The organism is Mycobacterium sp. NGS15, from assembly GCF_059813245.1.
In genome coordinates, this window is record NZ_JCALEF010000001.1 from 539,765 (window position 1) to 563,510 (window position 23,746).

The window sequence follows — 23,746 nt, forward strand, 5'->3', positions numbered from 1 at the left end:
GTGGCTTAAGCACTCCACAACCCCCGGCATGGGCGCAAGCCCGTGACCGGGGGTTTTGGCATTCTCGGGGCATCGTCAAAAAAAGTTTCAAGTTTTTTCGGGGAGGGTGTAACGCTCTCCGAGTAGGTGTCGATACATGGGTAGCCTCGCGCCACCGTCCGACCCCCCGACCCGACGGCGGCGCGAGGCCACCTACTTTCTTGGGTCCCGCGATTTCGGGATCGGCTACGAAGTCAGCAGACCGTACGCCATTCGTTTCAGCCCCATCCGCAGTTGTTGGAGATCGATCGGACTCCGGTCGGTTTGGAAGAACATCAGCGTGGTGGTGATCGCCGAGTTGATGAAGAGCCAGGCGATGGTCTCCGGTTCGAGATCGGCATGGTACTGATCGCGGTACTGCTGAACATGCAGGGTCATCATGGTTTGCATCAGGACCGGCATGTTCGAGCTGGCCTCGACCTCGCGGGCGAACTCCGGATTCTCATTGAGATAGCGCAGGGTGGGGGCGTTGTCCGTGGTGAATGCGATCAACATGTCGATCGCGGAGTCGATCATCTGGTGTGGCGGCGCGAGTGCGTTAGCCGCCAGCGCTGAGCGGACCCCCGGAAGTTGTCGCTCGGCGGCATCCCGGATCGCCGCCATGATGATGTCGTCCTTGGTGTGGAAATACTGGTAGATCGACCCCTTGCTGATCCCGGTGATGGCAGCGATGCGGTTGGTGGTGATCGCCTCGGGGCCCTCGGTGCGCAGCAGCTTGCCCGTCGCCGTCACGATTTTTGCGACCAATTCCCGGGATCGCTGCTGCTGTGGCGCCTTGCGCAGCCGTGAGCTGCGATTATCCGATGCCATGGCGTCCCCCAGATGAGACTTATATGCGACCTGGTGTTCACGTTAGCTTTTCGGGCAACGACACAAGGAGGTTTCGTTGTGACTGCACTGGTGGAGTCCCCGGCACCGCAGGACTCGGTATCGAGTGATTGGGCGCAGCCGGTCCCCGAGTTGTTCGACCCGCTCGGCCTGACCGCCACGCTGGGAGGTCAATGGTTGTATCTGCCCGCGGTGGGCGCCGCATTCATCATGCAGGGCATGCATCCGGTGATCGGCGATGTGACCGATCGGTACTCGGTGGCAGACCGGGATCCTGCGGGCCGTGCGATTCGCTCCTTCGACGCGGTGCAGCAGTGGATATTCGGGGGTAAGGCCGCGATCGAGCAGGGCTATTGGCTGCGCACGATGCATCGGCCGTTGCAGATGCAGGGCGAGACCGGCAGCAGGCAGGGCAAGCACATCAGCGCACTCGACCCGGAGGCATACGCCTGGGTGATCGCGACGTCATATGTGGCGGGCCGTCGCGTGACTCCCCGGTTCCTGGGACGGGACCTGACCGACGAGGAAGACGAACAGCTCTTTCAGGACAATCGCTTGTTGGCCCGCATCACGCAGGTCCCCGAGCACGGATATCCCACGTCGCGCGCGGAGTTCTGGGAGTACTACGACCGCATGGTCGAGCAGGTTCTCATCAATCATCCTGCGGTTGCGGAGAATTTGGGGAAGCTGGTCGACCCCCTGGGTGCCATCGAGGACTCACCGCTGGCCCGGCGGATCCCGCGCTGGGTGCCCTCGGGCCTCGTGGTCGCGGCGCTGAAGCCCGTGCTGGCGCCGATTTCCCGTGTCTTCTTCGCGTTGACCTTCGGCGCGATGGATCACCGCGTGCGCGACATTCTCGGTGTCGGCTGGTCCGAGCGTGACGAGCGTCTTCTGCGTAGGTTCTTCGCGGTGTATCGGGCCGCCTATCGGGTGCTGCCGGAGCGTGTCACCTACTCGCCGCTTGCCTACCACGCCCGCGAGCACCAGCGGGTGATCAACCGGATGCGCGGGCGTGAGCTGACCGACTTCGCGGCGCATGACAAAGGCGAACCCTCCGCCGTCTGTCGCAGCCGAAGGGATCATTGACGGTGGCCTACCGACGTTCTCATGCCTCGGTGATCCGGAGCGTGCCAGGGGAATTCGAGCCCTGTGTGGTGGAGGTGGAAGACCCGCGTCCCGGCGAGATCATGGTCCGGATGGCGGCCGTCGGTCTGTGTCATTCCGATGACCACATTGCCACCGGAGATTTCCCGGTGGCAATGCTGCCTATGTGTGGAGGCCACGAAGGCGCCGGTGTGGTGGAGAAGGTTGGCGACGGCACAACACAATTCACCGTCGGGGACCATGTGGTGCTGACGTTCCTGCCGGCCTGCGGACGTTGTCTGTGGTGTTCACGCGGAATGCAGCAGCTCTGCGATGCCGGCGCCTATGCGCTCACCGGATCCAGGTTCGACGACCCCACCAGTTATCGATTGCGCCTCGACGGACAGCCTTGCGGGCAGCAGCTGGGACTCTCGGCGTTCAGCGAGTACACCACCGTCTCGGTTCAATCCGCGTACAAGGTTCCCAAGGAGCTGCCGTTGAATCGGTTGTGCCTATTGGGGTGTGCGATGGGCACAGGGTGGGGTACCGCCGTTAATGCCGCCGCGGTCAAGCCCGGGCAGACGGTGATCGTCATGGGCCTGGGAGGAGTTGGTGCCGCCGCGGTCCAGGGGGCCGCACATTCCGGAGCGGCAAACGTGCTGCTGGTGGACCCGGTGGCGTTCAAGCGCGAGGCCGCAAAAACATTCGGGGCCACCGAGGTATTCGCGACGATGGACGAGGCAGCCGAACGGGCCCGCGCTTACACCAACGGGCAGGGCGCGGACGCCACCATGATTACGGTGGGCCGAATGGAGCCGGGCGATCTTACGGATGCGGTGGCTTCCATCCGTAAGGGCGGCACGGTGGCCATGACCAGTATGGGCGCGTTCCGCCCGGAGGAAGTGTCACTGGACCTGAGCATGGTGACGCTGATGCAGAAGACCATCAAGGGTGTCATCTACGGGAACTGGAGCCCGTTTGAGGCCGTACCCACCATGTTGGCGCTGTATGCCAGCGGCGAGCTCAAGACGGACGAGATGGTGACGCGCACCTACGCTCTCGACGAGATCGCGCAAGGTTATCGAGATATGAAGCAGGGCAGGAATATTCGCAGCATTGTGGAGTTCGGCTAGTCAGGTTCCCACGGTCACGAGTCGTTTCGGATATCCCGTCGCTCCGTCGGGCACCGGAGAGGTGATCTGATCGGTCTGCACAGCTCCGGTGCCGTCGGTGGCACGCGCCGTGATGATGTGCTCACCGGGTGTCGTCTGCCAGCCGAACCACCATTGCCGCCAGGTGTCGATCGAATACTCGGTGGCAAGCGTTGCGGGCTGCCAGGGTCCGTCGTCGATCCGCACGTCAACCTTGGTGATGCCGCGGTGCTGGGCCCACGCCGTCCCGGCCACGATCTGAGTGCCCGGGCCCAGGCGACTGCCGGTTCGGGGTGTGTCGATGCGACATCCTGTCTTGATGGGACCGCGCGCCGACCAACCGCGGACGGTCCAGTACGCACGTGCGGTATCGAATCGAGTGATTTCCCAGTCGACAACCCACTTGGTCGCGGATACATAGCCGTACAGCCCGGGCACCACCTGTCGGACCGGATATCCGTGCTCGACGGGTAGGGGCGTCCCGTTCATAGCGATGGCAAGAATCGAGTCGCGGCCGTCGGTGAGCACGTCCAGCGGTGTGCCGGCCGTCCAACCGTCGGCGCTCTTCGACAACAGCATGTCCGCATCACCATGGACCCCAACCGATTCCAGGATCGGTTTGATCGGAAAGCCGGTCCACATCGCGTTGCCGATCAAGTCCCCGCCGATCTCGTTGGAGACACATGTGAGCGTTACCGCACGCTCGGTAGCCGCCATCGCGGTGAGCTCTGCCCACGTCACGGTGCGCGGTCGATCAACCATGCCGTGAATGTTGAGCCGCCATTCCGCAGTGGTCAGCTGGGGCACCTGTAGCGCTGTGTCGATTCGGTAGAAGTCCGCATTGCTGGTGATATAGGGGACCGCTCCCTTGACGTCGATCCCCGCGGGCAGCGGCGGCGCGGGTGGGACGGGTGCCGGCAGGGTGGCCTCTCGACGTTCTTCGGCGACGACGGCGCGCTTGCTCCAGCGGCTGCCAAGCCAGTAGGCGCCCGTCGATCCGGCCGCGAAAGCCGCTGCTGCTCCCAAGAATTTGCGCCGATCCGGGGAATCCGCGCTGTTCGCACGGCCGATCAGCGCGTGCAGCACAAGCACGCCGGCCCCGGCCGCGATTACCGAGGGCCAGATCCAGGTGAACCCTGCCGTCGGCCGGGTTGCGGCGGCCAGTGCGCCGGCAACACCGAGCGCCGCGATCAGGACGGAGCCGTAGCGCCGCTCGCGCTCGACGAGACCGGCTGTCGCGGCGAGTAGCGCGATGATCGCGGACAGGCACGCGAACAACACTGCCTTGTCGGAGGTGCCGAAGATTCCGATGACCCATTCGCGCACGGCTGCCGGGGTGTGATCGACGACAGCGTTCCCGACTGCGTAGAACGGCGCGGAGTCCGGGGCGACAGCGGCGGCAGTCAGTTGTCCGACCGCCAGCGCGGCTGCTGCGGCGACAAGGCCCGCGATGATCCGTCGTGCTGCCTGCTCCATCGTTACCTCCGTTGGGGTTCACTCTTCTCCTGCTTTCAACGAGGCGCCACCGCATATGGTTCAGATGTGGCACGGGTGCTGGTGACGGGCATGTCAGGAGCAGGCAAGACCACGCTGCTCGAGGAGCTGGCGCGTCGTGGGTATCCCACTGTCGATACCGACTACGACGGCTGGACGCTGGCGGACGGCCGCTGGGATGCAGCCAGAATCACGGCGCTGTTGGACCGGCGTTCGGATGTCATCGTGTCCGGCACGGTGGACAACCAGGTGGACTTCTATGACAGGTTCGGCCATGTGGTGTTACTGAGCGTGCCGCTGGATGTGGCCATCGCCCGCGTGAGTTCTCGTATCAACAACCCGTACGGTCGGACCGCAACCGAGCGGGCCAACATCGCGCGGTACACCCAAGACGTGGAGCCGCTGCTGCGCCGGAGCGCCACGGTGGAATTGGATGGCCGACTCCCGGTGTGCAAACTGGCCGAACGCGTCGGCGCTCTGGCGCGGCAGTCCTAGCTACATCACCGATTCGCCGAGAGCCTTGGAGCTACCGAAGGTCCGAGTTCTCCTGGGGGCAATGGGAATTCTCATTCGTGGCGACGTCGGGCATTTAGTGGACCTGGCGCCCGACCTGGAGATATATTCTCCTCCTATCTTCATCGCCGACCGAGTGTGGGCGCCGGAAGCGGAGATCTGATGACGGACTTTTCGAGCGGGGCCCTAATCCCCGAACCCGGCGACCTCGCGGGAGAGTCGTGGGAGGTGGCCGCTGTTCTCGGCGGTGCGGACACCCAGCGTGTTGGCACGTTTCAGTACTTGATAGCCGAAAAGCAGTGGTTCTGGTCGGACGCGGTGGCGCGCATGCATGGCTATGCGCCCGGCGAGGTAACGCCTACGACTGATCTGATGTTGAGCCACAAACATCCCGATGACCGGGCCAAAGTCGCCGAAATATTGCATCGTGTCGAGTTCGGAGGACCGTTCAGCAGCAGACACCGCATCATCGACACGTACGGAAAGACTCGTTGGGTAGTCGTGGTGGGTGACCGGATGGTCTCCGAAACCGGAGAAGCAATTGGTACGCAAGGCTTTTACGTCGACGTCACCGATAGTTTGCAGGCCGATGTGACGACGATGATCGCGGGTGTAGTCGAGTCCCGCGCTGTGATCGAGCAGGCCAAGGGCGTGCTGATGATGGCCTACGGAATTGATGCCGAACGGGCCTTCGATATTCTCAAGTGGAGGTCCCAAGCTACCCAAGTAAAGCTGAAAACTGTTGCGGCACAGTTCCTGGAGGCCGTCATGAGTCACGGACTGCCGGCCGGCACGCTCAGTGTCATTGATCATCTCATCACCGGCACCAACATGGCAGCGCCATCCACTGCAGAGAACCGACCCGCATCAGCCGCCGACGCCCGCGGAGATATCTGACGGCCGACTCCGTCAGGACATGCCGCGGCGCACGTTAAGAGTCGATGTGCGGTGGCGGCGCGAGATCTTCGGGTGCGGTAAGCAAGCCCGATCGCTGGATGTGGCGCGGGTCGTTGTCGTGTGCCGCGATGATCTTCTCGGCGTGCGTCGTCACCGTGCTCTGGTGGGCGCGCGCAAGCCGGTGTAAGTGCAGCCGTGCCTGTGCGGGCTCAATGCCGAATATCTCCGTGATGAGGCCCGTGGCGGTTGCGATGGCAACGGTACCCTTCAGTAGCGTGTCGATGGTGTCACCTACATCGCTGCGCCGTTGAAGCACATGTGGCGCAATCGATATCGCGATAGCGGCCAGGTTGGCCAGCACCTGCCCGAAATCGTTGGGCCGCTGTGTCCCCCAGGGGTCTTCGGTGTGTACCACCAGCGCGCCCACAGAAGAGCCCAGAATGGTGACGGGAAAGCCGCGCATGCCGCGCATACCGGCCCGTAGGGCGTCGCGCCGATAGTCCGGCCACCGCGTGTCCTCGGCGGCTGCGATGTCGGAGATCATCGTCACTGCGCCGCCGCGCGCGCTGTCCAGTGCGGGGCCCGTGCCAATGAAACTCAGATCGATATCCGCGGGGCTGCGCAGGGCTTCGGCAACCACCTGGATCCCGGTGTCGCCGGTCTTATGTTGTTCATCGATAAGAATCACTGCCACCGAGGCGGCGTCAAAACCCAGGCACGCCTCGTGAGCGACGGTGTCCAGCACGGTGGGCAGATCGAACTCGCCGGCCATGACTGCCGTCAGCTCGGAGATTGCCAACCGATCGCGTGCAGCGGTCATCGGAGGCCTTTCACGTTCGGAACCGGGTGATCATGAATCGTCTCGCATATCCCGGAATGACAGTCGGCGGGCCACCACATCGGCGGCGACAGCGACAATGGATCTACTCTGCGAAAAGGCGTGCGCTCGCAACCGGTCCAGCGCATCCTGGGTCGACATATTCAGCTGCACCGCAATCATGCCTGCCGCGACATGGGCCTGCATACGGGTGAACGGGTCTGTCTGAGTGTCCGCTCCCTGCAGCGCGGCCGCGTCAATGGCTGCTTCCACGGTGGCGTTCTGCAACAGATGTTCATGCCAGTTGGACTGGATAGTGGTGCCCAATGCCGTAGCGCATACCTCTGCAGACCGTTGCTCGATATCACTGAGGACCCCCTCGGTACGGCGGTACAGCTCCAACACACCCATCGGCCGGTATTCTCCCAGCACCGGATAGGCGAAAACCGCCGCAACGCCCACCGCGGTCAACTCGGCGATGAAGGCGGGCCAGCGACTTTCCCAACGCTGCTCGTCTAGAGATGCACACAACTGGGGTTCGCCGTGCTGATAGGCGTCCAGACACGGGCCCTCGCCTAGGACGAACTGAAGCTCATCGATCTGTTGGGCGACTGCATCGGTGGCGTATACCAGCTCCCTGACACCCTTCGACGGTGTCAGCACGGCGACGGCGGCACCGTCTACCCCCGCCAGCCGTGCCGCGGTGTCGCAGATCGCGCTGATCCCGACGAAGAGCGGATCGCCGACACCTCCGACGGACGGTGACGGCTTGGGTGGATCCGAGGAGTGCGGCGCGCTGCGTTCGGCGTCGCGCGGAGAATCACCCATCACCGTTCCTTGCCGCTAGAGCCGTTGTCAGTACACCTGACGGTAGGCCATGTTTCGTCTGGAATCGAGGATCGGATACTTATGCCTTCGCGGGCTCGTCGGGAGCAGATAATGACCACACGGTCAGGTACGCCAGCCCGAAGAACGCGGCGACGGCGACGGCCACACCGGTATGGGCCACGAATGAGAACGGCGAGCTCACCCACTCGAGGGTGCTCGCGGCGACGGCACCTGGCCGGTGAATCAGGTCCCAGGAGTTCCAGCGCTGGAAGCGCCCGATCACCACTCCCACGGCGCACAGACCCACGGAGACGATCACGACTATCCATCCGGTGGCGATGCCGTAGTCGCGCTGAATTCGCCGGTGCACCAATCGCATGGACACCACGCCAAGGATGATCCCGGTCCAGGCGGCCACACCGTACTGCAGAACATGACGCCAGAACGCGATGCCGTCGATCAGGTGCACCAGGTCGGTGACGAGGTACGGCGCGTTGGGCAAGAAGGCGAGCCACACCAACCCAATCGGGATCAGCCAAACCTTATGCCGGACAGCAGAAAACGCCAGCGCGGCGAATACGGGCAGCCAGGCCAGGAACAGATTCCAGATGAGGAAACGGGTTGGGTAGAACAGGGGAGCCGCCGGATCGGTGACACCGAGCAGTAAGGTCAGCAGGCTCGTTGCGACCAATGCGAAAACCAGCACGGCACGTCGGGCGTCGGTCATGCGTCAAGTTTGCCCGAAGATTGACCGAAGTCGTCAGCCGGCGACGGCGCGGATGAACCCGACCGCCGCGTCCTCCAGTTGCGTCAGTCCCGGATCCTCCAGCGGGTAGTGCCCGGTGCGCTCCAGCGGCACCACCGTCACCGGGACCTTGGTGATGGGATCGAGCACCGGCTTGCTGAATTCGTACGGAGTCCACCGGTCTTCGTCGGGCTGGGTGAGGAGGATGGGGCACACATCGAAGTCGGCCGGCTCCACGGCGGGCGCGTAGCTCATGTAATCGGCCAGGAACTTGACGCTGACCCAGTTCGCCGCGGACGTACGGTCCTTCATGAAAACCCTCATGGCCGCCTGGCTGTTCGCCAGTGTGCTCATCTTCGCGGCCAGCCACATGGGATAGCGGACCCGCCGAGCCGGGGTCTTGGCCGCGAGCCGCAGGAAGGGCACGCCGACACGTGCGGTCAGCAGATCATGCGCGGTGCCGTCGGCCACCTCGCGCACCCGCTGGTCCAGGAACGTCATCCCGATGATGCCGCGCACGGTGTCGCGCGGCGCCTTGGCCGCGACGTGGTAGGCGAGCATGCCGCCGGCACTGAGCCCATACAGCACGATGGGGCGCACATCGCGGCGCCGCTCGTACTCCAGATAGTCGACCACCAGGTCCACCCAGTCGCCGTATCCCGGTACCGCCCCCGGCGCCACCTCGGTAAGCCCATAGCCGAGGTTGTCGATGGCGACGGTCTCGAAGCCCCTGCGCGCCAACGGCGCACCGAGGATCAGCGACATCTGACGGCCATTGGTACCAACCCCGTGCAGCAGCACCACTTTCACCGGTGCCCCTGGGTTGGCGTACCGATCCAGGTGTACCTGGTTTCCGTGCCAGTCCCAGAACTCTTCCTGCGGCACCGTCGACTCATCGAGGCGCAGCCGCTCGGGAAGGAACAGCTGGAGGTCTTTCCACGCTTGCTGGTCGCGGTAGTAACGAGGCATACGGCAACCCTATGTGTGGTCTGATAACGGCGGTACCCCGGAATGCACAAAGCCCCCATCTCCCAGCGGGAAACGGGGGCTTCGTGATCAATGAATCAGAATGCGGCTTCGTCGAGTTCCATGATGTCGTTGTCGACGTTGTCCAGGATCGCCCGGGTCGAGGTCAGCTGCGGCAGCATGTTCTTGGCGAAGAACGAGGCGACCGCGATCTTGCCCTCGTAGAAGGACTTCTCGGTGCCGGTCGCGCCGGCGTCGAGGGCCTCGATGGCCACGGCGGCCTGACGCTGCAACAGCCAGCCGATCAGCAGGTCGCCCACGCTCATCAGGAAGCGCACGGAGGCCGTGCCGACCTTGTAGACCTGGGTGATCTCCTGCTGGGCGGCCATCAGGTTGGCCGTCATGGTCGCGGCCATGCCCTGCACGTCCTCCAGAGCCGTTGCGAGCAGCGCACGCTCGGCCTTGAGGCGACCGTTGCCGGTCTCGCTGTTGACGAACTGTTCGATCTGGCCGGAAACGAAGGCCAGTGACTTGCCCTGGTCCTTGACGATCTTGCGGAAGAAGAAGTCCTGCGCCTGGATCGCCGTGGTGCCCTCGTACAGCGAGTCGATCTTCGCGTCACGGATGTACTGCTCAATCGGGTAGTCCTGCAGGAAGCCGGACCCACCGAAGGTCTGCAGGCTCTCGGTGAGCTTCTCGTAGGCACGCTCGGAGCCCACGCCCTTGATGATGGGCAGCAGCAGGTCGTTGAGCCGCACCGCTTCCTCGGCTCCGACACCGTTGATGGCCTTGGCGGCCACGGCGTCCTGGAACGTGGTGGCGTAGAGGTACAGCGCGCGCAGGCCCTCGGCGTACGCCTTCTGGGTCATCAGCGAGCGGCGCACGTCCGGGTGGTGGGTGATGGTGACGCGCGGAGCGGTCTTATCGGTCAGCTGCGTCATGTCCGCACCCTGCACGCGGGTCTTGGCGTACTCCAGCGCGTTGAGGTAGCCGGTCGACAAGGTGGCGATGGCCTTGGTGCCCACCATCATGCGGGCCTGCTCGATGACGTCGAACATCTGCGCGATGCCGTTGTGCACCTCGCCCACGAGCCAGCCCTTGGCGGGAACGCCGTGCTGTCCCAGGCTCAGCTCACAGGTGGCCGAAACCTTCAGGCCCATCTTGTGCTCGACGTTGGTGACGAAGACGCCGTTGCGCTCGCCCGGTTCGCCGGTCTCGAAATTGGGGATGAACTTGGGTACGAAGAACAGCGACAGACCCTTGGTACCGGGGCCGGCACCCTCGGGGCGGGCCAGTACCAGATGCATGATGTTCTCGAACATGTCATCGGAGTCGGCCGAGGTGATGAAGCGCTTTACACCGTCGATGTGCCAGGAACCGTCCTCCTGCTTGACGGCCTTGGTGCGTCCAGCGCCCACGTCCGAACCGGCGTCGGGCTCGGTGAGCACCATGGTGGCGCCCCAGCCGCGCTCGGCGGCGAACTCGGCCCACTTCTTCTGCTCATCGGTGGCCACGTTGTAGAAGATCTGTGCGAAACCGGCACCGCCGCTGTACATCCAGACTGCCGGGTTGGCACCCAGGATCATCTCCTGGATGGCCCACATCAGCGAGCGCGGAACCGGGCTGCCGCCGAGTTCTTCGATCAGGCCGAGGCGGTCCCAGCCGGCGTCGGTGACTGCCTTGACGGACTTCTTGAAGGCCTCGGGGATGGCAACCGAGTGGGTCTCCGGGTCGAAGACCGGCGGGTTGCGATCGCCCTCGACGAAAGAATCGGCCAGCGGCCCCTCGGCCAGGGTGCGCATCTCGGAAAGGAAGGTGCGAGCGGTCTCTTCGTCCAGCTCGGGAAATTCCTCACCACCGAATACCTGCTGAATGTTGAAGAGCTCGAAGAGGTTGAACTCCAGGTCGCGGACGTTCGACTTGTAGTGGCCCATGTGCGTCATTGCCTTTTCTCGTGGGGCTGTTCTGATATTCGGTTGGGTTCTTACTTCTGATTAAGTTACCCACCGGTAACAACTGAACTATACCGCTGAGTAGCGTGCGACAAAAGTCCCGGCCTTGTGGTTGTCATCACAATTCAATATCGCAGGTCAGGGGCCGTTTATTCATCGTTCCGAGAGTGATGTCGGCGGTGTGGTGTTGGCTTGTGCATGCCAGCTCACAGACCCTGAGAGGAACTTCGTATGCCTGCCATGCCCCCACCCGTTCCGACTGAGTTGGATGGCCTGATCGCGTACATTGCCCAGCAGCAAGACGCCTTCCGGATCGTTGCCTTTGGACTGACCGATGATCAGGCCCGTCTCACGCCGACGGCGGGCACGCTGTCGATCGGTGGCCTCATCAAGCACGTCACCAACATGCAGGCAGGTTGGACAGACAAGATCGTCGCTGCGCCCAACCCGGGACCCGACCGTCAACGCACCGATGACGAATTCACCTTGCGCGCGGACGAAACACTTGCCGCAGCGTTGGCAGCATTCGCCACGCAGAGCGATGCCACTCTCGCCGCTATCAAGGAGAAGGGGCTGGATACGCCGGTGCCGGTCCCGTCTGCGCCGTGGTTTCCCAAGGACGTCGATGCGTGGAATGTGCGGTGGGTGGCGTTACACGTCATCGAGGAACTTGCCCGGCATGCCGGGCATGCGGACGTCATTCGCGAGTCCATTGATGGCGCAACGATGTACGAGCTGTTGGCGGCCGCCGAGGGCTGGGAGCCCACGGACTGGCTCACTCCTTGGTCGCCTCAGGGTTAGCGGCCGTAGCGCAGGATCTTCATGGTGGTCGCGAAGTTCAATGCGGTGGCACTGAGGGAACCCGCCGCGTCGTTGCGGTTGGACGCACCGCTGGCCAGGATGTACACGAGTAGGCCGCGCACGACGTTGAACGAGACGTGCTGTCGCATGCGGTTCGCTCCGGATGGAAACATGAAACACAATTCCGTTGCGGTGAGCTCTGTTTGGCCATTTTGAACCGGGGCCGGCTCGTCGAACTCGAACGAGCATCGCCACGTGGTGCTCGCACCGGGGATGGTGTACGCGACGGCGTCGCACTTGTTCAACGCCGCGGACACGCCGTCCGTAGAGAGGGCATCGGATGCCGGGACGATCCGGATCAGGATTTCCCGTTCGGGCTTCTTGCGGTCGCGTAGATACAACGTCGACGTCTCGCGGCCCTTTGCGCGGAGTGCCCAGAAGGGATCAATGGTGTTGCAGCCCGCAGGGGTTCCGCCGATGGTGGTGGCCGCGCCGGGTGACACCGCGGGATTGAATTCCCCGGACCTGAAGGCGGGCGACGGATTCTTCTCCCACCCGTCGGGATAGTCGAACTGGCCGGGCAGCAACGTGTTGAGGATGGTATTCGGCTGTCCGGCCAAGGATTCGCCCGGCTTCACCGTGGCGGTGCTCGAGCCGGGCGCAGGATTGGGCTTTGTCTCGGTGCGAGGGCGGGGCCAGATCACGACGGTGACTACGGCCGATGCGATGAGCAGAACGACGGTGCCGACAATTGCCGCAATGCGTTTGTGTCGACCTAACGTTCGTGCCGAGTCGGTCATGATGTGCGGTGTCACGGTCGGCACCGGCTGAGTCACCGGCTGCCTGTGCTGATGCGGGTCTGCCAGAATCTGCTGCGCGGCAAGAGCGAGCTCGCCCGCGCTTTGATACCGATCGGCGGGATTCTTGGCCATCGCCTTGGCGATCAACGCATCCATTGACTGAGGCACAGAGGCGAATTGGGATATCCGGGGCGGAGGTGCCGAAAGGTGTGCATTGATGATCGCGGCTAGCGAGGCGCCGGAACCAAACGGCGGCTGGCCGGTCAGCATCCGAAAGAGCGTGCAGCCCAAGGCGTAGACGTCGGCGCGGCCGTCGATCGCCGCGCCGGACAACACCTCCGGTGCGGCGTATCCGATCGTGGCGGTCACGTTCCCCGCCGAGGTGACGGTGCTGCTGTCGTCCAGTGCGCGGGTGACGCCGAAGTCGCCCAACATGATTCGGCGATCACCCTCGGACAACAGGATGTTCGCCGGCTTCACATCGCGGTGCACCAGACCCCGGGCATGCAGATAGTCGAGCGCCTTGGCGACCTCGCCGATGATGTGAACGGCGCGGGTCAACGACATGCGCCCGTTCATGGACTCGGAGTGCGCGTCGCTGCCCTGGACGTATTGCATGGCGATCCACAGGTCGCCCTCCAGTGTTTCGCCCCGGTTGTGCACCGTGACGATGTTCGGGTGGTCCAGGGAGGCGGCGAGCGAGGCCTCACGCATGAAACGTGCCCGAAAGGCCGGGTCGCGTGAGGCTTGGGCGCTGAGGATCTTCAGTGCCTCTGGACGCTGCAGGTTCGGATTGGCCGCCAGGTACACGGTTCCCATGCCGCCGCGGCCCAGGACGCGTTCTATCTCATATCCGGATATGACCGTCCCCGGCGGAAGGTCCCCGGGTTGCTGGCTACCCGGACCCGATGGGGGCCTCTCCGATGGCGTCATTCCCCTGTGCGTCCCTCTCCGCCCGACGGTTCGGCCATCGTACTTGGGATATTTCCTCAGGGCGGTCAAGACCGTGGCCCCTGCACGGCTCGCCGAGGAGCATGGGGGAATGGTTGAGCTTCCCGTCGTCGACCTGTCCGGCGATCCGCACCAGCTACGCACGATGCTGCGTGAGGTTACGCATGAGGTTGGGTTCTTCTATCTCACTGGCCACGGCATTTCACCCCGGTTGGTCGACGACGTGCTGTCCGCCGCTCGCCGGCTTTTCGCGTTGCCGGCGGCAGACAAGGACGACATCGCCATGCTGCGGAGCCCGCATTTTCGTGGATTCACCCGGCTGGGCAGAGAGCTGACCGGCGGGTTGACCGATTGGCGTGAACAAATCGACATCGGGCCGGAACGCCGGGCGATTGCGCACGGCCAGGGACCTGATTACCTGCGGCTACAAGGGCCCAATCAGTGGCCGGACGGGGTTCCCGAGTTGCGAACGAGCCTCGCGAGCTGGGATGCGGCGCTTTCCGCAGTAGGGCGAAAGCTGCTGCAAGAGTGGGCTATTGCCCTTGGATCGGCGGGCGGAGTGTTCGACGATGCATTCGGTGCCGAACCCGCGACCCTGATCAAGGTCATCCGATATCCCGCCAGCGGCACGACCGGGCAGGGAGTGGGCGCGCATCGTGACTCTGGCGTGCTGACCTTGCTGCTGGCCGAACCGGACGCCGGGGGTCTGCAGGTCGAGGTGGACGGGGTGTGGGTGGAGGCGCCCGGGCGTGCGGGCGCGTTCATCGTGAATATTGGAGAACTGCTGGAACGGGCCAGCGGTGGATACCTACGTGCCACCCGTCACCGGGTGACGTTGACGCGCGAGCCGCGTATTTCCGTCGCCTACTTCTTCAATCCCCGGCTTGACGCGCACATCCCCACGCTGGAGCTGCCGCCGGAGCTGAGGGATCGCGCGCGGGGTACCACGGATGATCCGGATGACCCGATCCATGCGACCTACGGCGAAAACGCTTGGAAAAGCCGGCTGCGAGCCCATCCCGATGTGGCCGCGGCGCACGGTCACCTCGGAGCCTAGCGATCCTGCGGTTCCTCCCCGCGAACCACTTCTACGCGCAATACTCGGGCTGTGGCAAACTATTGCCAGATACCGAGGAGGAGGAACCATGCGGACGATCTGTTCGATGGCTGTGGGGATCGGATGTGCCGCGATGGTGTTCGCTGCGCCCATCGCGTCGGCAATACCTGGGGAGGGGCCCGTTGCGGTCCAGTGTCAGGTCTATGCCAACAACAACTTTGGCCCACCCGGGTTTGGCCCGGGCAGCATGCCGGGCATGGGCTTTGGGATGAAGCAATGGGCCGGCTCGGTGATCGGTCGCGGAAGTAACGAGCCTGAGGCGCGTCAGGATGCGGAACGCCAGATGTGGGGGCCTTACGGCATGGCGCCCGAGCTTCGCGACTGCGTCCCTGCAGCGGGCTGAGCGAAACAAGTTCAACTGCACGTCATGAGCATGGGCAACGCGCCCGCGGCCAGATGGGGGTGATGGCCACCACGCCGCCGGCGGTGTCCGGCAGCAAGACCAGGCCCGTCAGTACCCGTCGGGCGGCGCCTTGTCGTTCACGGGGCGCTAGATGCTGCGGGCCTTGAACTGAGGTTCGGATTTGTCGATACCAGCCTTGCGGGCGATGGCGAAGTTGGGTCCACGCATGAGCCGCAGCTGCAGGCGCCGCTCCAGGCCGAAGGCGCGTCGCGGCACCATCGACCATGCCCTGTCGAACAGGGTCTTGGTGGCCGCCACCGAATCAGGGGAGCGGGACAAGATCTGGTCGATGAGCTCCTGTGCGTCGGCCTCCGGGTCGGCGCTCACCTGGGTGACCAGGCCGATCTCCTTGGCGTAGAAGCCGTCGAACATCTCGCCGGTCATGGTGAGGCGTTTGGCGGTGTCAATTCCGATCAATTGACTCAGCGTGACGCTTCCGGACATATCGGGGATGAGACCCCACTTGGCTTCGAGGATGGAGAACTCGGCGTCTGGTGTGGTGAACCGGAAATCGGCGGCCAGCGCCAGCTGCAGCCCGCCGCCGTAGCAACGGCCCTGGATGACGGCGATCACGGGGATGCGCAACCGGCGCCATGCCCAGCAGGCCTCCTGAAAACCGTTGGTGCCCAGCCAGGGGAGCGGAATGAAGTTCGCGACGACGCGTGCGGGGTCCTTGCCGGCGGCCGCGAAATCCAGCCCGGTAGAAAATGTGTCCCCCTCACCGGACAACACCACAACGCGGATCGACGTGTCGGAGGCAATATGGCGTGCGGCGGCGGTCAGCCCGTTGAGCATGTCGATGGTGAGTCCGTTGAGCTTCTCGGGCCGAGACAAGGTGACGCGAGCTACCTGGCCGTCGACGCGTAGGGTCACATGTGACGTCATGAAGCAAGACTAGAGGTGACATCCAGTTATGACGAGCGACACCACTTTGGACGCGGCGACGCTGCGGGAAGCGTTTGGACACTTCCCGACCGGCGTGGTTGCCATTGCCGCCGAGATCGACGGAACGCGAACCGGATTGGCGGCCAGCACCTTTGTGCCGGTGTCGCTGGATCCGCCGCTTGTGGCTTTCTGCGTCCAGAACTCTTCGACAACGTGGCCCAACCTGCGGGTCGCCCCACGTCTGGGTATCAGCGTGCTGGGTGAGGCGCATGACGATGCCGCCCGCACCTTGGCCGCCAAGACCGGTGACCGGTTCGCCGGGTTGGATACCTCAACGACCGACAGCGGTGCGGTCTTCATCGGCGGCACCACCGCCTGGATCGAGACTTCGATCCAGTCCGAGGTGCCCGCCGGTGACCACGCGATCATCATCCTCAACATTCACGGATTGACGGTGCACTCCGCCGTGGCGCCGATAGTGTTCCATCGCAGTAAGTTCCGCAAGCTGATTGGTTAGACAGGCGCCGGGTAGGGACTGCTCCGGTTGGTCCGTGCCCATTCACGTTCGGCGTCCGAGTTCATCGGGGGCGGCACCAGTCCGTTGATCATCCAGAGTTCCTCGTTGGTCTCGTCGATGTGGAACTCCCAGTGCAGGTCTGCCTTGTCCAGGTGGGGTGCCAAGACCCGGCCGAGGTAGTGGGTGATGCGTTCGCGTCCTGCCTTGTCGGGCAGGGTACGAGCGATGTGGTCCACGACGATCCGCACGGCGGTCCCGGTCTGTTCCCCGCCGATATAGAAGTTGGACGGTTCAATCTCCTTGAACACCGTGACCACGTAGAACCGTGGAAGTCCTACCCTGACGTACACCTCGGTGATGCTCTTGGCGAGCTCGGATTTCTCCTTGTCGGAAAACATGTTTGGGGTGTGGTAAATCGTCCACAGGGGCATGTCGATTGTCCTGTCTGATGGAGGCTAGTGACTCGCGCGGTAGGCGAGGTTCTCGACGGGTCCGGACAGCTGGGACTTGACCTGGGCGGTGAGATCGTCGGTCAATACCTCGTTATCGCCCTTCTCCAGCGCATCGATGATGCGTGCCGCGATCACACCGGGCGGTGTCTTCGGAACGTCAAGGGCGGACACCATGTCGGTGTCGATGAATCCGGCATGCACACCGAGCACATGGGTGTGCTGGGGTTCCAGCTCAAGGCGCAGGCTGTTCGTCACCGACCAGATGGCGGCTTTGGAGGCCCCGTATGCGCCTGCCCCGCCCAGCCACGAGAGCACCGAGTGGATGTTGACGATCGCGCCGCCGCCGTTGGCCTTGAGGATCGGCGCGAAGGCTCGGATGACTCGTAGCGGCCCGAACACGTTGGTCTGGAACGTCGCATCGACTCGATCGAGGTCGCCGGTGAGCAGCGAATCGGGATACAGCACACCGGCGTTGTTGATCACGATGTCTACATCGGTCAGGTCGCGGGCCAGGGCCCGCACCGAATCCTCGGAGCCCACCTCCAGTTGTCGGGGCACCACGTGCTCGCGTGCATCCGCGAATGGTTCGCGGGAGGTGCTGTAGACCTTGCGAGCTCCACGGCTCAGCACCTCGTCGACGATGGCGGCGCCCAACCCGCGGCGTCCTCCGGTGACCAATACGACCTTGTCTTCGATCATCCCTATCTCCTGACTAACGATTGCATTAGTCAGAACGTTAGCGGGGCTAGCTGAATAACGCAAGCGTTAGTTACAATGGACGGGTGACCATGGAGTTTGAGCGGCTGCTGCGGGACCGGTCCTGCTGGAACACCGATCCGTGTTCGATCGGGAAGGCCCTGGACTTGCTGGGTACCAAGACCGCATTCCTCATAGTTCGCGAATGCTTCTACGGCTCAACTCGATTCGATGAATTTTCCGAGCGCATCGGGGTATCGGCGCCGGCGGTGTCGCGTGCACTGAGGCAGTTGGAGGCGGCGGGCGTCATTGAGAAGGTGCCCTACCGTGAACCTGGCCAGCGGGAGCGAGACGGGTACGTGTTGACCCGGATGGGTGAGGATTTACTTCCGGTGCTGTTGTCCCTGCTCAAGTGGGGGGACGAGTACTTGCAGGACGGGCACAAGCCACTGGAATTGATCGACAAGAAGACCGGTCGGGAAGTTGAGGTGCGGGTGACGTCCCGCCCGGGCCAGCAGGTGGATGCGGACGGCATCGAGGTCCGGTGGGCAGGCCGTTAGTCCGCTGCCACTAGCCGTCCCGCCACCAGGTTTCGCGTCACGGTGGCCACCCGTTCACACCGGCGGCGGCAGGTCTGTGGATCGGCGGGGTGTGCGTGGTCCGGGCCTGCGTCCGCATCGGTTTGCGCACCCACGGTGAGCGCAAGGCTCACCCAAAGTGGGCACTCCAGAGGTGTCGGTATGGGTCGATCCATTGGTCGATCTGGATCAAGCCGTCGGCGCGTAGCGCATAGATCCGGCGTTGTGCATCGGGTCTGACGTCGACCAGGCCCGCCTCGCGCAGCACGCGCAGATGCCGCGAGACGGTGGGCTGCGTCAGGCCGGGCAGTGTCGCGACAAGTCCCCCGGCGGTCCATTCACCGCCGGCGAGGGCATCAAGCAGAGTCCGGCGGCTTCGGTCTGCGACCGCTTCGAAGACGTCCATATTTTGAGTATTGCAGTCTTTCTATATAGAAGCAATGCAATATAAATACCCGCAGATAATGCTCCCCGCGCCGAGTGTGGCTCAGGGACGCTTGGCGAGTTCTTCTTGGTATCCGCGGATGCGGTCGCGAAGCTCGCGTGCATCATCGGCGCGACCTTCGCGATCGGCGAGATCGGCGCGCAACGAGAGCTCCTTGATGGCAGTGCGGATATCGGTCACGCTCACGGTGTCACCCATATTCCGATGCTGCCCGCATTGCGTGAAATGGGCATTGGCCACCAGCCACAAAGTCCCGGCCAACAACTTGGAGCTCAGCGGCGGCCGGTGATGGTTCGGAGCTTGCCGATCTGCCATCTAGCGATGGGGCGGACAAGGGGTGCGGCCAGGCGCAGCGGCAGCCAACCCACCCACTTCGGGGTGCCACCCACATGCCAGGTAAGCCGGGTGCCACCCGTTCCGTTGTCCGTCACCTGGAAGATCTCCGCTGCCGAATCCAGAACCAGCGGAATGGAACACGCGGTAATGGTGACACCCAGCATGCGGTTGGGCTCATTCACGACGATCTGTTCGGCCAGCACACTGAAGGTGTTGACGAACGCGCGTTTGGTTCCCACCTCGCGCAGCGCCGTGCCGGCGTAGTCCACACCTGTGGTGAAGGGCATCCAGCTCATGAACCGCTCGTCGAGTAGGGCCTTGAACACCTGGTCGGGAGGATTGAAGAAGTCGCGCTGCACGGATAGCGCGAAGGAGGCTTCGGAGTCCAGGTACTCGCGCAGCTGATCGGCGGCCACGGGGGTGAGGTTGAATCGCGCGGCGGAGATGCCCCCCGCGGCAAGGATCGCGAGCAGGATCAGGCCCGCGACGACGCCGGCGGCTGCCAGGCAGACAACGGCGATGACGATGACGAGCCAGGTTTCCATGCGTTCCTCCTATGCCAAATCTGGCTAACGGCGGAACAACTTATTGCCTAACCAGACGATCGGGTCGTACTTGCGGTCGGCAACCCGCTCCTTCATGGGGATCAGCGCGTTATCGGTGATGTGGATGCCTTCCGGGCACACCTCGGTGCAGCACTTGGTGATGTTGCAGTAGCCGAGGCCGAGTTCTTCCTGTGCCACCTCGCGGCGGTCGGCGACGTCGAGCGGGTGCATCTCCAGCTCGGCCACGCGCATCAGATAGCGCGGGCCAGCGAAGGCCTTCTTGTTCTCCTCGTGGTCGCGCACCACGTGGCAGGTGTTCTGGCAGAGGAAGCATTCGATGCACTTGCGGAACTCCTGTGACCGTTCCACGTCCTCCTGCTGCATCCGGTACTCGCCGGGCTTCAGATCTTTAGGCGGGGTGAACGATTGGACTTCCCTGGCCTTTTGGTAATTGAACGACACGTCGGTGACCAGGTCGCGAATCACCGGGAAGGCGCGCAAGGGGGTCACGGTGACGGTTTCGGACTCATCGAAAGTCGACATCCGGGTCATGCACAGCAGCCGCGGACGGCCGTTGATCTCGGCCGAGCAGGAGCCGCACTTGCCGGCCTTGCAGTTCCAGCGCACCGCCAGATCCGAGGCCTGTGTGGCCTGGATGCGATGGATGATGTCGAGCACCACCTCGCCTTCGCTCACCGGAACGGTGTAGTCCACGAGGCCGCCGCCGTCATCGTCGCCTCGCCAGACCCGGAGTTGTGCGTCGTAGCTCATGTCAGGATTTCCTTCCCGAATGGTCTGCCAATTCTTCCGGTGTGAAGTACTTCTCCAGCTCGCCGATCTCGAATATCTCTAAAAGATCTGGGCGCAGAGGGACTTGCGGCTCGGGGGTGACAAGTACGTCGGGCACGGCAGGATCGCCGCCGGTGGTGCTGCACACCAGGAGCGTCTTGCGCCACGTGGCATCCATGTTCGGATGGTCGTCGCGGGTGTGCCCGCCGCGGCTCTCTGTGCGCAGCAGGGCCGCCTTGGCCACGCATTCGCTCACCAGCAACATGTTGCGCATGTCGATCGCCAGGTGCCAGCCGGGATTGAACTGCCGGTGTCCCTCGACCGCAACGTGTTTGAAGCGCTCTTTGAGTTCGTTCAGCGTGACCAGGGCCTGCTCGACCTCTTCTTCCTTGCGGATGATGCCGACCAGGTCGTTCATCGCCTGCTGCAGATCGGTGTGCAGGGTGTAGGGATTTTCGGCGCCCTCGGTCGCGGGGTCGCCGAAGGGTGCCAAAGCGAGGACGGCGGCCTTGTCGACGTCGGACTCGGAGATCTGCGGACGAGACGCGAGCCCCTTGACGTACTCGGCGGCGCCGAGGCCGGCGCGTCGCCCGAACACCAGCAGATCCGATAGGGAATTGCCGCCCAACCGATTTGAGCCGTGCATGCCGCCGGAGCATTCACCTGCGGCGAAGAGACCCGGCACTGTCGCGGCGCCGGAGTCGGGATCGACCTCGATACCACCCATCACGTAGTGACAGGTTGGCCCGACTTCCATGTCGTCTTTGGTGATGTCCACCTCGGCCAATTCCTTGAACTGGTGGTACATCGACGGCAGCCGCCTCTTGATCTCCTCGGTGGGGATGCGCGAGGCGATGTCCAGGTAGACGCCGCCGTGCGGGGTGCCGCGGCCGGCCTTGACTTCGGAGTTGATGGCCCGGGCAACCTCGTCACGGGGCAGCAGGTCGGGAGTGCGCCGCGCCGAGTCGTTGTCCTTGAGCCATTGATCGGCTTCTTCCTCGGTCTCGGCATACTGACCCTTGAAAACCGCTGGGATGTAGTCGAACATGAACCGCTTGCCCTCGGAGTTCTTGAGTACTCCGCCGTCACCGCGCACACCTTCGGTGACCAAGATGCCCTTGACCGAGGGTGGCCAGACCATGCCGGTCGGGTGAAACTGGATGAACTCCATGTTGATCAGCGTCGCCCCGGCGCGCAGCGCCAGGGCATGCCCGTCACCGGTGTACTCCCAGGAGTTCGACGACACCTTGAACGATTTGCCGATACCGCCCGTGGCCAAAACCACTGCGGGGGCTTCGAAAAGGATGAACCGGCCCGATTCGCGCCAGTATCCGAATGCGCCCGAAATTTTGGAGACACCATCGGTGCTGTCCAAGAGCAAGTCGGTAATGGTGCATTCGGCGAAAATTTTGATACGCGCCTCGTAGTCACCGGTTTCGGCGAAGTCCTCCTGCTGCAGCGAGACGATCTTCTGCTGCATGGTGCGGATGATCTCCAGGCCCGTGCGGTCACCGACGTGCGCGAGCCGCGGATAGGTGTGGCCGCCGAAGTTGCGTTGGCTGATCCGGCCGTCTTTCGTGCGGTCGAACAAGGCGCCGTAGGTTTCCAGCTCCCAGACCCGGTCCGGGGCCTCCTTGGCATGTAACTCCGCCATCCGCCAGTTGTTCAGAAACTTGCCGCCGCGCATGGTGTCGCCAAAGTGCACCTGCCAACTGTCCTTGTCGTTGGCGTTGCCCATCGACGCCGCACAGCCACCCTCGGCCATCACGGTGTGTGCCTTTCCGAACAGAGACTTGCAGATCACCGCGACCTTGAAGCCCTGCTCACGGGCCTCGATGACGGCGCGCAGGCCAGCGCCACCGGCACCGATCACGACGACGTCGTATTGGTGCCGTTCGAGTTCAGCCATTAATTAACCCCATCTGGTTGCGAATGGATGTGGTTGCTAACCAACAAATCTCAGGTCGGAGATGGTGCCGCTGGCTACCAACATGATGTATAGGTCGGTAAGGATCAGCGTGCCCAGCGTGATCCAGGCGAACAGCATGTGCCTGGTATTGAGCTTGCTGACCTGTGTCCAGATCCAATACCGGACAGGGTGTTTGGAGAAATGCTTGAGCCGCCCGCCGGTGACGTGCCGACAGGAGTGGCATGACACCGTGTACACCCACAGCAGGACGACGTTGGTCACCAAGATCACGTTGCCCAAGCCGAATCCGAAGCCGCCGGTCTTCTCCGAATGGAAGGCGACTATGGCGTCGTAGGTGTTGACGACCGAGATGATCGCCGCGGCGTAGAAGAAGTACCGGTGAATGTTCTGCATGATCAGGGGCAGTTTGGTCTCACCGGAGTACTTTGCGTGCGGCTCCGCGACGGCGCAGGCGGTGGGCGATTGCCAGACCGACCGGTAGTAGGCCTTGCGGTAGTAGTAGCAGGTAAGCCGGAAGGCCAACAGGAATGGCAGCGAGATGAATGCCATGGGAATGAACCAGGGCAGATCGCCCACCCAATGCCCGAAGTGGCTGGCGCCGGGGGCGCAGGCGGTGCTGATGCAGGGCGAGTAGAACGGCGTCAGGTAGTGATACTGCGGCACCCAGTATGCGCTACCCCAGAATGCCCGCACGGTGGCATAGATGACGAAGGTCGCCAGGCCGAGATTGGTGAGTAATGGTGCGAGCCACCAATTGTCGGTGCGTAGTGTGCGCTGCTGAATATGGGCACGCGAAGGCGAGAAGACCCCGGTGGCTTGACTCATCTGATTCCTTGCTCTTCGCGCAAGCGGCTCATCGGGGTTAGTCGCTCTTCGCGCAAGCGGCTCATCGATAGCCCCCCACGCCTTCGTCGTCGATATCGCCCCAGAACTCCCGGTCGTACTCGGTATCGGGGATCTGGATCTTCTCGTTGCTGCCATGGCGGTGTTCATGCGGCGCGAGGTCCAGTTCGGCGGCGTCGATATCCAGCCGCTCTACGTCATTGACGATGCGGCGCACGGCCGGCAGGTCGCCGTACCGAGACTCCAGGGAATGGACACAGCGGCGCAGGCTGCCAAGTGCTTGGTTGAGCTCGGTGAGCTCCGTCTTCGTCGACATCGGACTCCTTGGGCTGAAGGTGTCGTGGA

Annotated in this window: 27 protein-coding genes; 9 read left to right on the forward strand and 18 right to left on the reverse strand. The window is 63.5% G+C overall.

Annotated elements, in window-relative coordinates; all coding sequences use genetic code 11:
- Positions 1–225 precede the first annotated feature (225 nt).
- A complete protein-coding gene (locus AC5Y5C_RS02500) occupies positions 226–849 on the reverse strand; it encodes a TetR/AcrR family transcriptional regulator (RefSeq protein WP_499968702.1) in 624 nt (207 codons plus the stop codon).
- Between the two features lie 78 nt (positions 850–927).
- Between AC5Y5C_RS02500 and AC5Y5C_RS02505 the strand changes: the two genes are divergently transcribed.
- Together AC5Y5C_RS02505 and AC5Y5C_RS02510 are read left to right on the forward strand one after the other, a co-directional pair.
- Positions 928–1,953 carry an oxygenase MpaB family protein gene (locus AC5Y5C_RS02505; protein ID WP_499968703.1) on the forward strand — a complete coding sequence of 342 codons (1,026 nt, stop codon included), beginning with the start codon at positions 928–930 and terminating at the stop codon, positions 1,951–1,953.
- 2 nt (positions 1,954–1,955) lie between these two features.
- Entirely contained in the window at positions 1,956–3,083 is a 1,128-nt protein-coding gene (locus AC5Y5C_RS02510; RefSeq protein WP_499968705.1) for an NDMA-dependent alcohol dehydrogenase, read from the forward strand.
- Here the strand turns inward: AC5Y5C_RS02510 and AC5Y5C_RS02515 are convergent, their stop codons facing one another.
- Positions 3,084–4,577 carry a molybdopterin-dependent oxidoreductase gene (locus tag AC5Y5C_RS02515; protein WP_499968707.1) on the reverse strand — a complete coding sequence of 498 codons (1,494 nt, stop codon included), beginning with the start codon at positions 4,575–4,577 and terminating at the stop codon, positions 3,084–3,086. It abuts the gene before it with no gap.
- A gap of 66 nt (positions 4,578–4,643) precedes the next feature.
- Between AC5Y5C_RS02515 and AC5Y5C_RS02520 the strand changes: the two genes are divergently transcribed.
- Both AC5Y5C_RS02520 and AC5Y5C_RS02525 read left to right on the forward strand, forming a co-directional pair.
- Positions 4,644–5,090 (forward strand): AAA family ATPase, encoded by a 447-nt coding sequence (locus AC5Y5C_RS02520; RefSeq protein ID WP_499968709.1) that lies wholly within the window; start codon positions 4,644–4,646, stop codon positions 5,088–5,090.
- 180 nt (positions 5,091–5,270) lie between these two features.
- Positions 5,271–6,005, forward strand: coding sequence for a PAS and ANTAR domain-containing protein (locus tag AC5Y5C_RS02525; protein ID WP_499968710.1), 735 nt, complete (start codon positions 5,271–5,273; stop codon positions 6,003–6,005).
- A gap of 34 nt (positions 6,006–6,039) precedes the next feature.
- Here AC5Y5C_RS02525 and AC5Y5C_RS02530 read toward each other — a convergent pair whose 3' ends face one another.
- The 5 genes from AC5Y5C_RS02530 to AC5Y5C_RS02550 form a co-directional block, all read right to left on the reverse strand.
- Positions 6,040–6,825, reverse strand: coding sequence for a GAF domain-containing protein (locus AC5Y5C_RS02530; protein WP_499968712.1), 786 nt, complete (start codon positions 6,823–6,825; stop codon positions 6,040–6,042).
- Between the two features lie 30 nt (positions 6,826–6,855).
- Complete coding sequence (locus tag AC5Y5C_RS02535) at positions 6,856–7,650, reverse strand: GAF domain-containing protein (protein ID WP_499968714.1); 795 nt, start codon at positions 7,648–7,650, stop codon at positions 6,856–6,858.
- 79 nt (positions 7,651–7,729) lie between these two features.
- Positions 7,730–8,377 carry a DUF1361 domain-containing protein gene (locus AC5Y5C_RS02540; protein WP_499968716.1) on the reverse strand — a complete coding sequence of 216 codons (648 nt, stop codon included), beginning with the start codon at positions 8,375–8,377 and terminating at the stop codon, positions 7,730–7,732.
- 33 nt (positions 8,378–8,410) lie between these two features.
- Positions 8,411–9,364: an alpha/beta hydrolase gene (locus AC5Y5C_RS02545; RefSeq protein WP_499968718.1), complete on the reverse strand. Its 954-nt coding sequence runs from the start codon at positions 9,362–9,364 to the stop codon at positions 8,411–8,413.
- A 95-nt stretch (positions 9,365–9,459) separates the two neighbouring features.
- Positions 9,460–11,295, reverse strand: coding sequence for an acyl-CoA dehydrogenase (locus tag AC5Y5C_RS02550; RefSeq protein ID WP_499969312.1), 1,836 nt, complete (start codon positions 11,293–11,295; stop codon positions 9,460–9,462).
- 249 nt (positions 11,296–11,544) lie between these two features.
- On the opposite strand from AC5Y5C_RS02550, the gene AC5Y5C_RS02555 reads away from it, so the two are divergent.
- Complete coding sequence (locus AC5Y5C_RS02555; protein WP_499968720.1) at positions 11,545–12,114, forward strand: DinB family protein; 570 nt, start codon at positions 11,545–11,547, stop codon at positions 12,112–12,114.
- Here the strand turns inward: AC5Y5C_RS02555 and AC5Y5C_RS02560 are convergent.
- Positions 12,111–13,847, reverse strand: a complete 1,737-nt coding sequence (locus AC5Y5C_RS02560; RefSeq protein ID WP_499968722.1) for a serine/threonine-protein kinase — start codon at positions 13,845–13,847, stop codon at positions 12,111–12,113. The genes AC5Y5C_RS02555 and AC5Y5C_RS02560 overlap by 4 nt on opposite strands.
- A 109-nt stretch (positions 13,848–13,956) precedes the next feature.
- Between AC5Y5C_RS02560 and AC5Y5C_RS02565 the strand changes: the two genes are divergently transcribed.
- Positions 13,957–14,922 carry an isopenicillin N synthase family dioxygenase gene (locus AC5Y5C_RS02565; protein WP_499968724.1) on the forward strand — a complete coding sequence of 322 codons (966 nt, stop codon included), beginning with the start codon at positions 13,957–13,959 and terminating at the stop codon, positions 14,920–14,922.
- An 88-nt stretch (positions 14,923–15,010) separates the two neighbouring features.
- On the forward strand, positions 15,011–15,325 hold the full coding sequence (locus AC5Y5C_RS02570; RefSeq protein ID WP_499968726.1) for a hypothetical protein: 315 nt from the start codon (positions 15,011–15,013) through the stop codon (positions 15,323–15,325).
- A 147-nt stretch (positions 15,326–15,472) separates the two neighbouring features.
- Here AC5Y5C_RS02570 and AC5Y5C_RS02575 read toward each other — a convergent pair whose 3' ends face one another.
- Positions 15,473–16,270 carry a crotonase/enoyl-CoA hydratase family protein gene (locus AC5Y5C_RS02575; RefSeq protein ID WP_078315239.1) on the reverse strand — a complete coding sequence of 266 codons (798 nt, stop codon included), beginning with the start codon at positions 16,268–16,270 and terminating at the stop codon, positions 15,473–15,475.
- A 28-nt stretch (positions 16,271–16,298) separates the two neighbouring features.
- Between AC5Y5C_RS02575 and AC5Y5C_RS02580 the strand changes: the two genes are divergently transcribed.
- A complete protein-coding gene (locus tag AC5Y5C_RS02580; protein ID WP_499968728.1) occupies positions 16,299–16,787 on the forward strand; it encodes a flavin reductase family protein in 489 nt (162 codons plus the stop codon).
- On the opposite strand, the gene AC5Y5C_RS02585 is transcribed toward AC5Y5C_RS02580, so the two are convergent.
- Positions 16,784–17,218, reverse strand: a complete 435-nt coding sequence (locus tag AC5Y5C_RS02585) for a tautomerase family protein (protein ID WP_499968730.1) — start codon at positions 17,216–17,218, stop codon at positions 16,784–16,786. The genes AC5Y5C_RS02580 and AC5Y5C_RS02585 overlap by 4 nt on opposite strands.
- A 24-nt stretch (positions 17,219–17,242) precedes the next feature.
- Complete coding sequence (locus tag AC5Y5C_RS02590; protein ID WP_499968732.1) at positions 17,243–17,938, reverse strand: SDR family oxidoreductase; 696 nt, start codon at positions 17,936–17,938, stop codon at positions 17,243–17,245.
- Positions 17,939–18,027: 89 nt separating this feature from the next.
- Here AC5Y5C_RS02590 and AC5Y5C_RS02595 point away from each other — a divergent pair, with 89 nt between their 5' ends.
- On the forward strand, positions 18,028–18,495 hold the full coding sequence (locus AC5Y5C_RS02595) for a winged helix-turn-helix transcriptional regulator (protein ID WP_499969314.1): 468 nt from the start codon (positions 18,028–18,030) through the stop codon (positions 18,493–18,495).
- 148 nt (positions 18,496–18,643) lie between these two features.
- Here AC5Y5C_RS02595 and AC5Y5C_RS02600 read toward each other — a convergent pair whose 3' ends face one another.
- The 7 genes from AC5Y5C_RS02600 to AC5Y5C_RS02630 all read right to left on the reverse strand — a co-directional run bounded on the left by AC5Y5C_RS02600 (position 18,644) and on the right by AC5Y5C_RS02630 (position 23,717).
- Complete coding sequence (locus AC5Y5C_RS02600) at positions 18,644–18,919, reverse strand: ArsR/SmtB family transcription factor (protein WP_499968734.1); 276 nt, start codon at positions 18,917–18,919, stop codon at positions 18,644–18,646.
- Positions 18,920–19,000: 81 nt separating this feature from the next.
- A complete protein-coding gene (locus AC5Y5C_RS02605; protein WP_499968736.1) occupies positions 19,001–19,156 on the reverse strand; it encodes a hypothetical protein in 156 nt (51 codons plus the stop codon).
- Positions 19,157–19,230: 74 nt separating this feature from the next.
- The gene (locus AC5Y5C_RS02610) at positions 19,231–19,839 is read right to left on the reverse strand and encodes an SRPBCC family protein (protein ID WP_499968738.1); all 609 of its coding nucleotides are present in this window, start codon (positions 19,837–19,839) and stop codon (positions 19,231–19,233) included.
- Between the two features lie 24 nt (positions 19,840–19,863).
- Positions 19,864–20,610, reverse strand: coding sequence for a succinate dehydrogenase/fumarate reductase iron-sulfur subunit (locus AC5Y5C_RS02615; RefSeq protein WP_499968740.1), 747 nt, complete (start codon positions 20,608–20,610; stop codon positions 19,864–19,866).
- Between the two features lies 1 nt (position 20,611).
- A complete protein-coding gene (locus tag AC5Y5C_RS02620) occupies positions 20,612–22,537 on the reverse strand; it encodes a fumarate reductase/succinate dehydrogenase flavoprotein subunit (protein ID WP_499968742.1) in 1,926 nt (641 codons plus the stop codon).
- Between the two features lie 36 nt (positions 22,538–22,573).
- Complete coding sequence (gene sdhC, locus AC5Y5C_RS02625; RefSeq protein WP_499968744.1) at positions 22,574–23,383, reverse strand: succinate dehydrogenase subunit SdhC; 810 nt, start codon at positions 23,381–23,383, stop codon at positions 22,574–22,576.
- A gap of 61 nt (positions 23,384–23,444) precedes the next feature.
- Positions 23,445–23,717 carry an Rv0250c family protein gene (locus AC5Y5C_RS02630; RefSeq protein ID WP_499968746.1) on the reverse strand — a complete coding sequence of 91 codons (273 nt, stop codon included), beginning with the start codon at positions 23,715–23,717 and terminating at the stop codon, positions 23,445–23,447.
- Positions 23,718–23,746 lie beyond the last annotated feature (29 nt).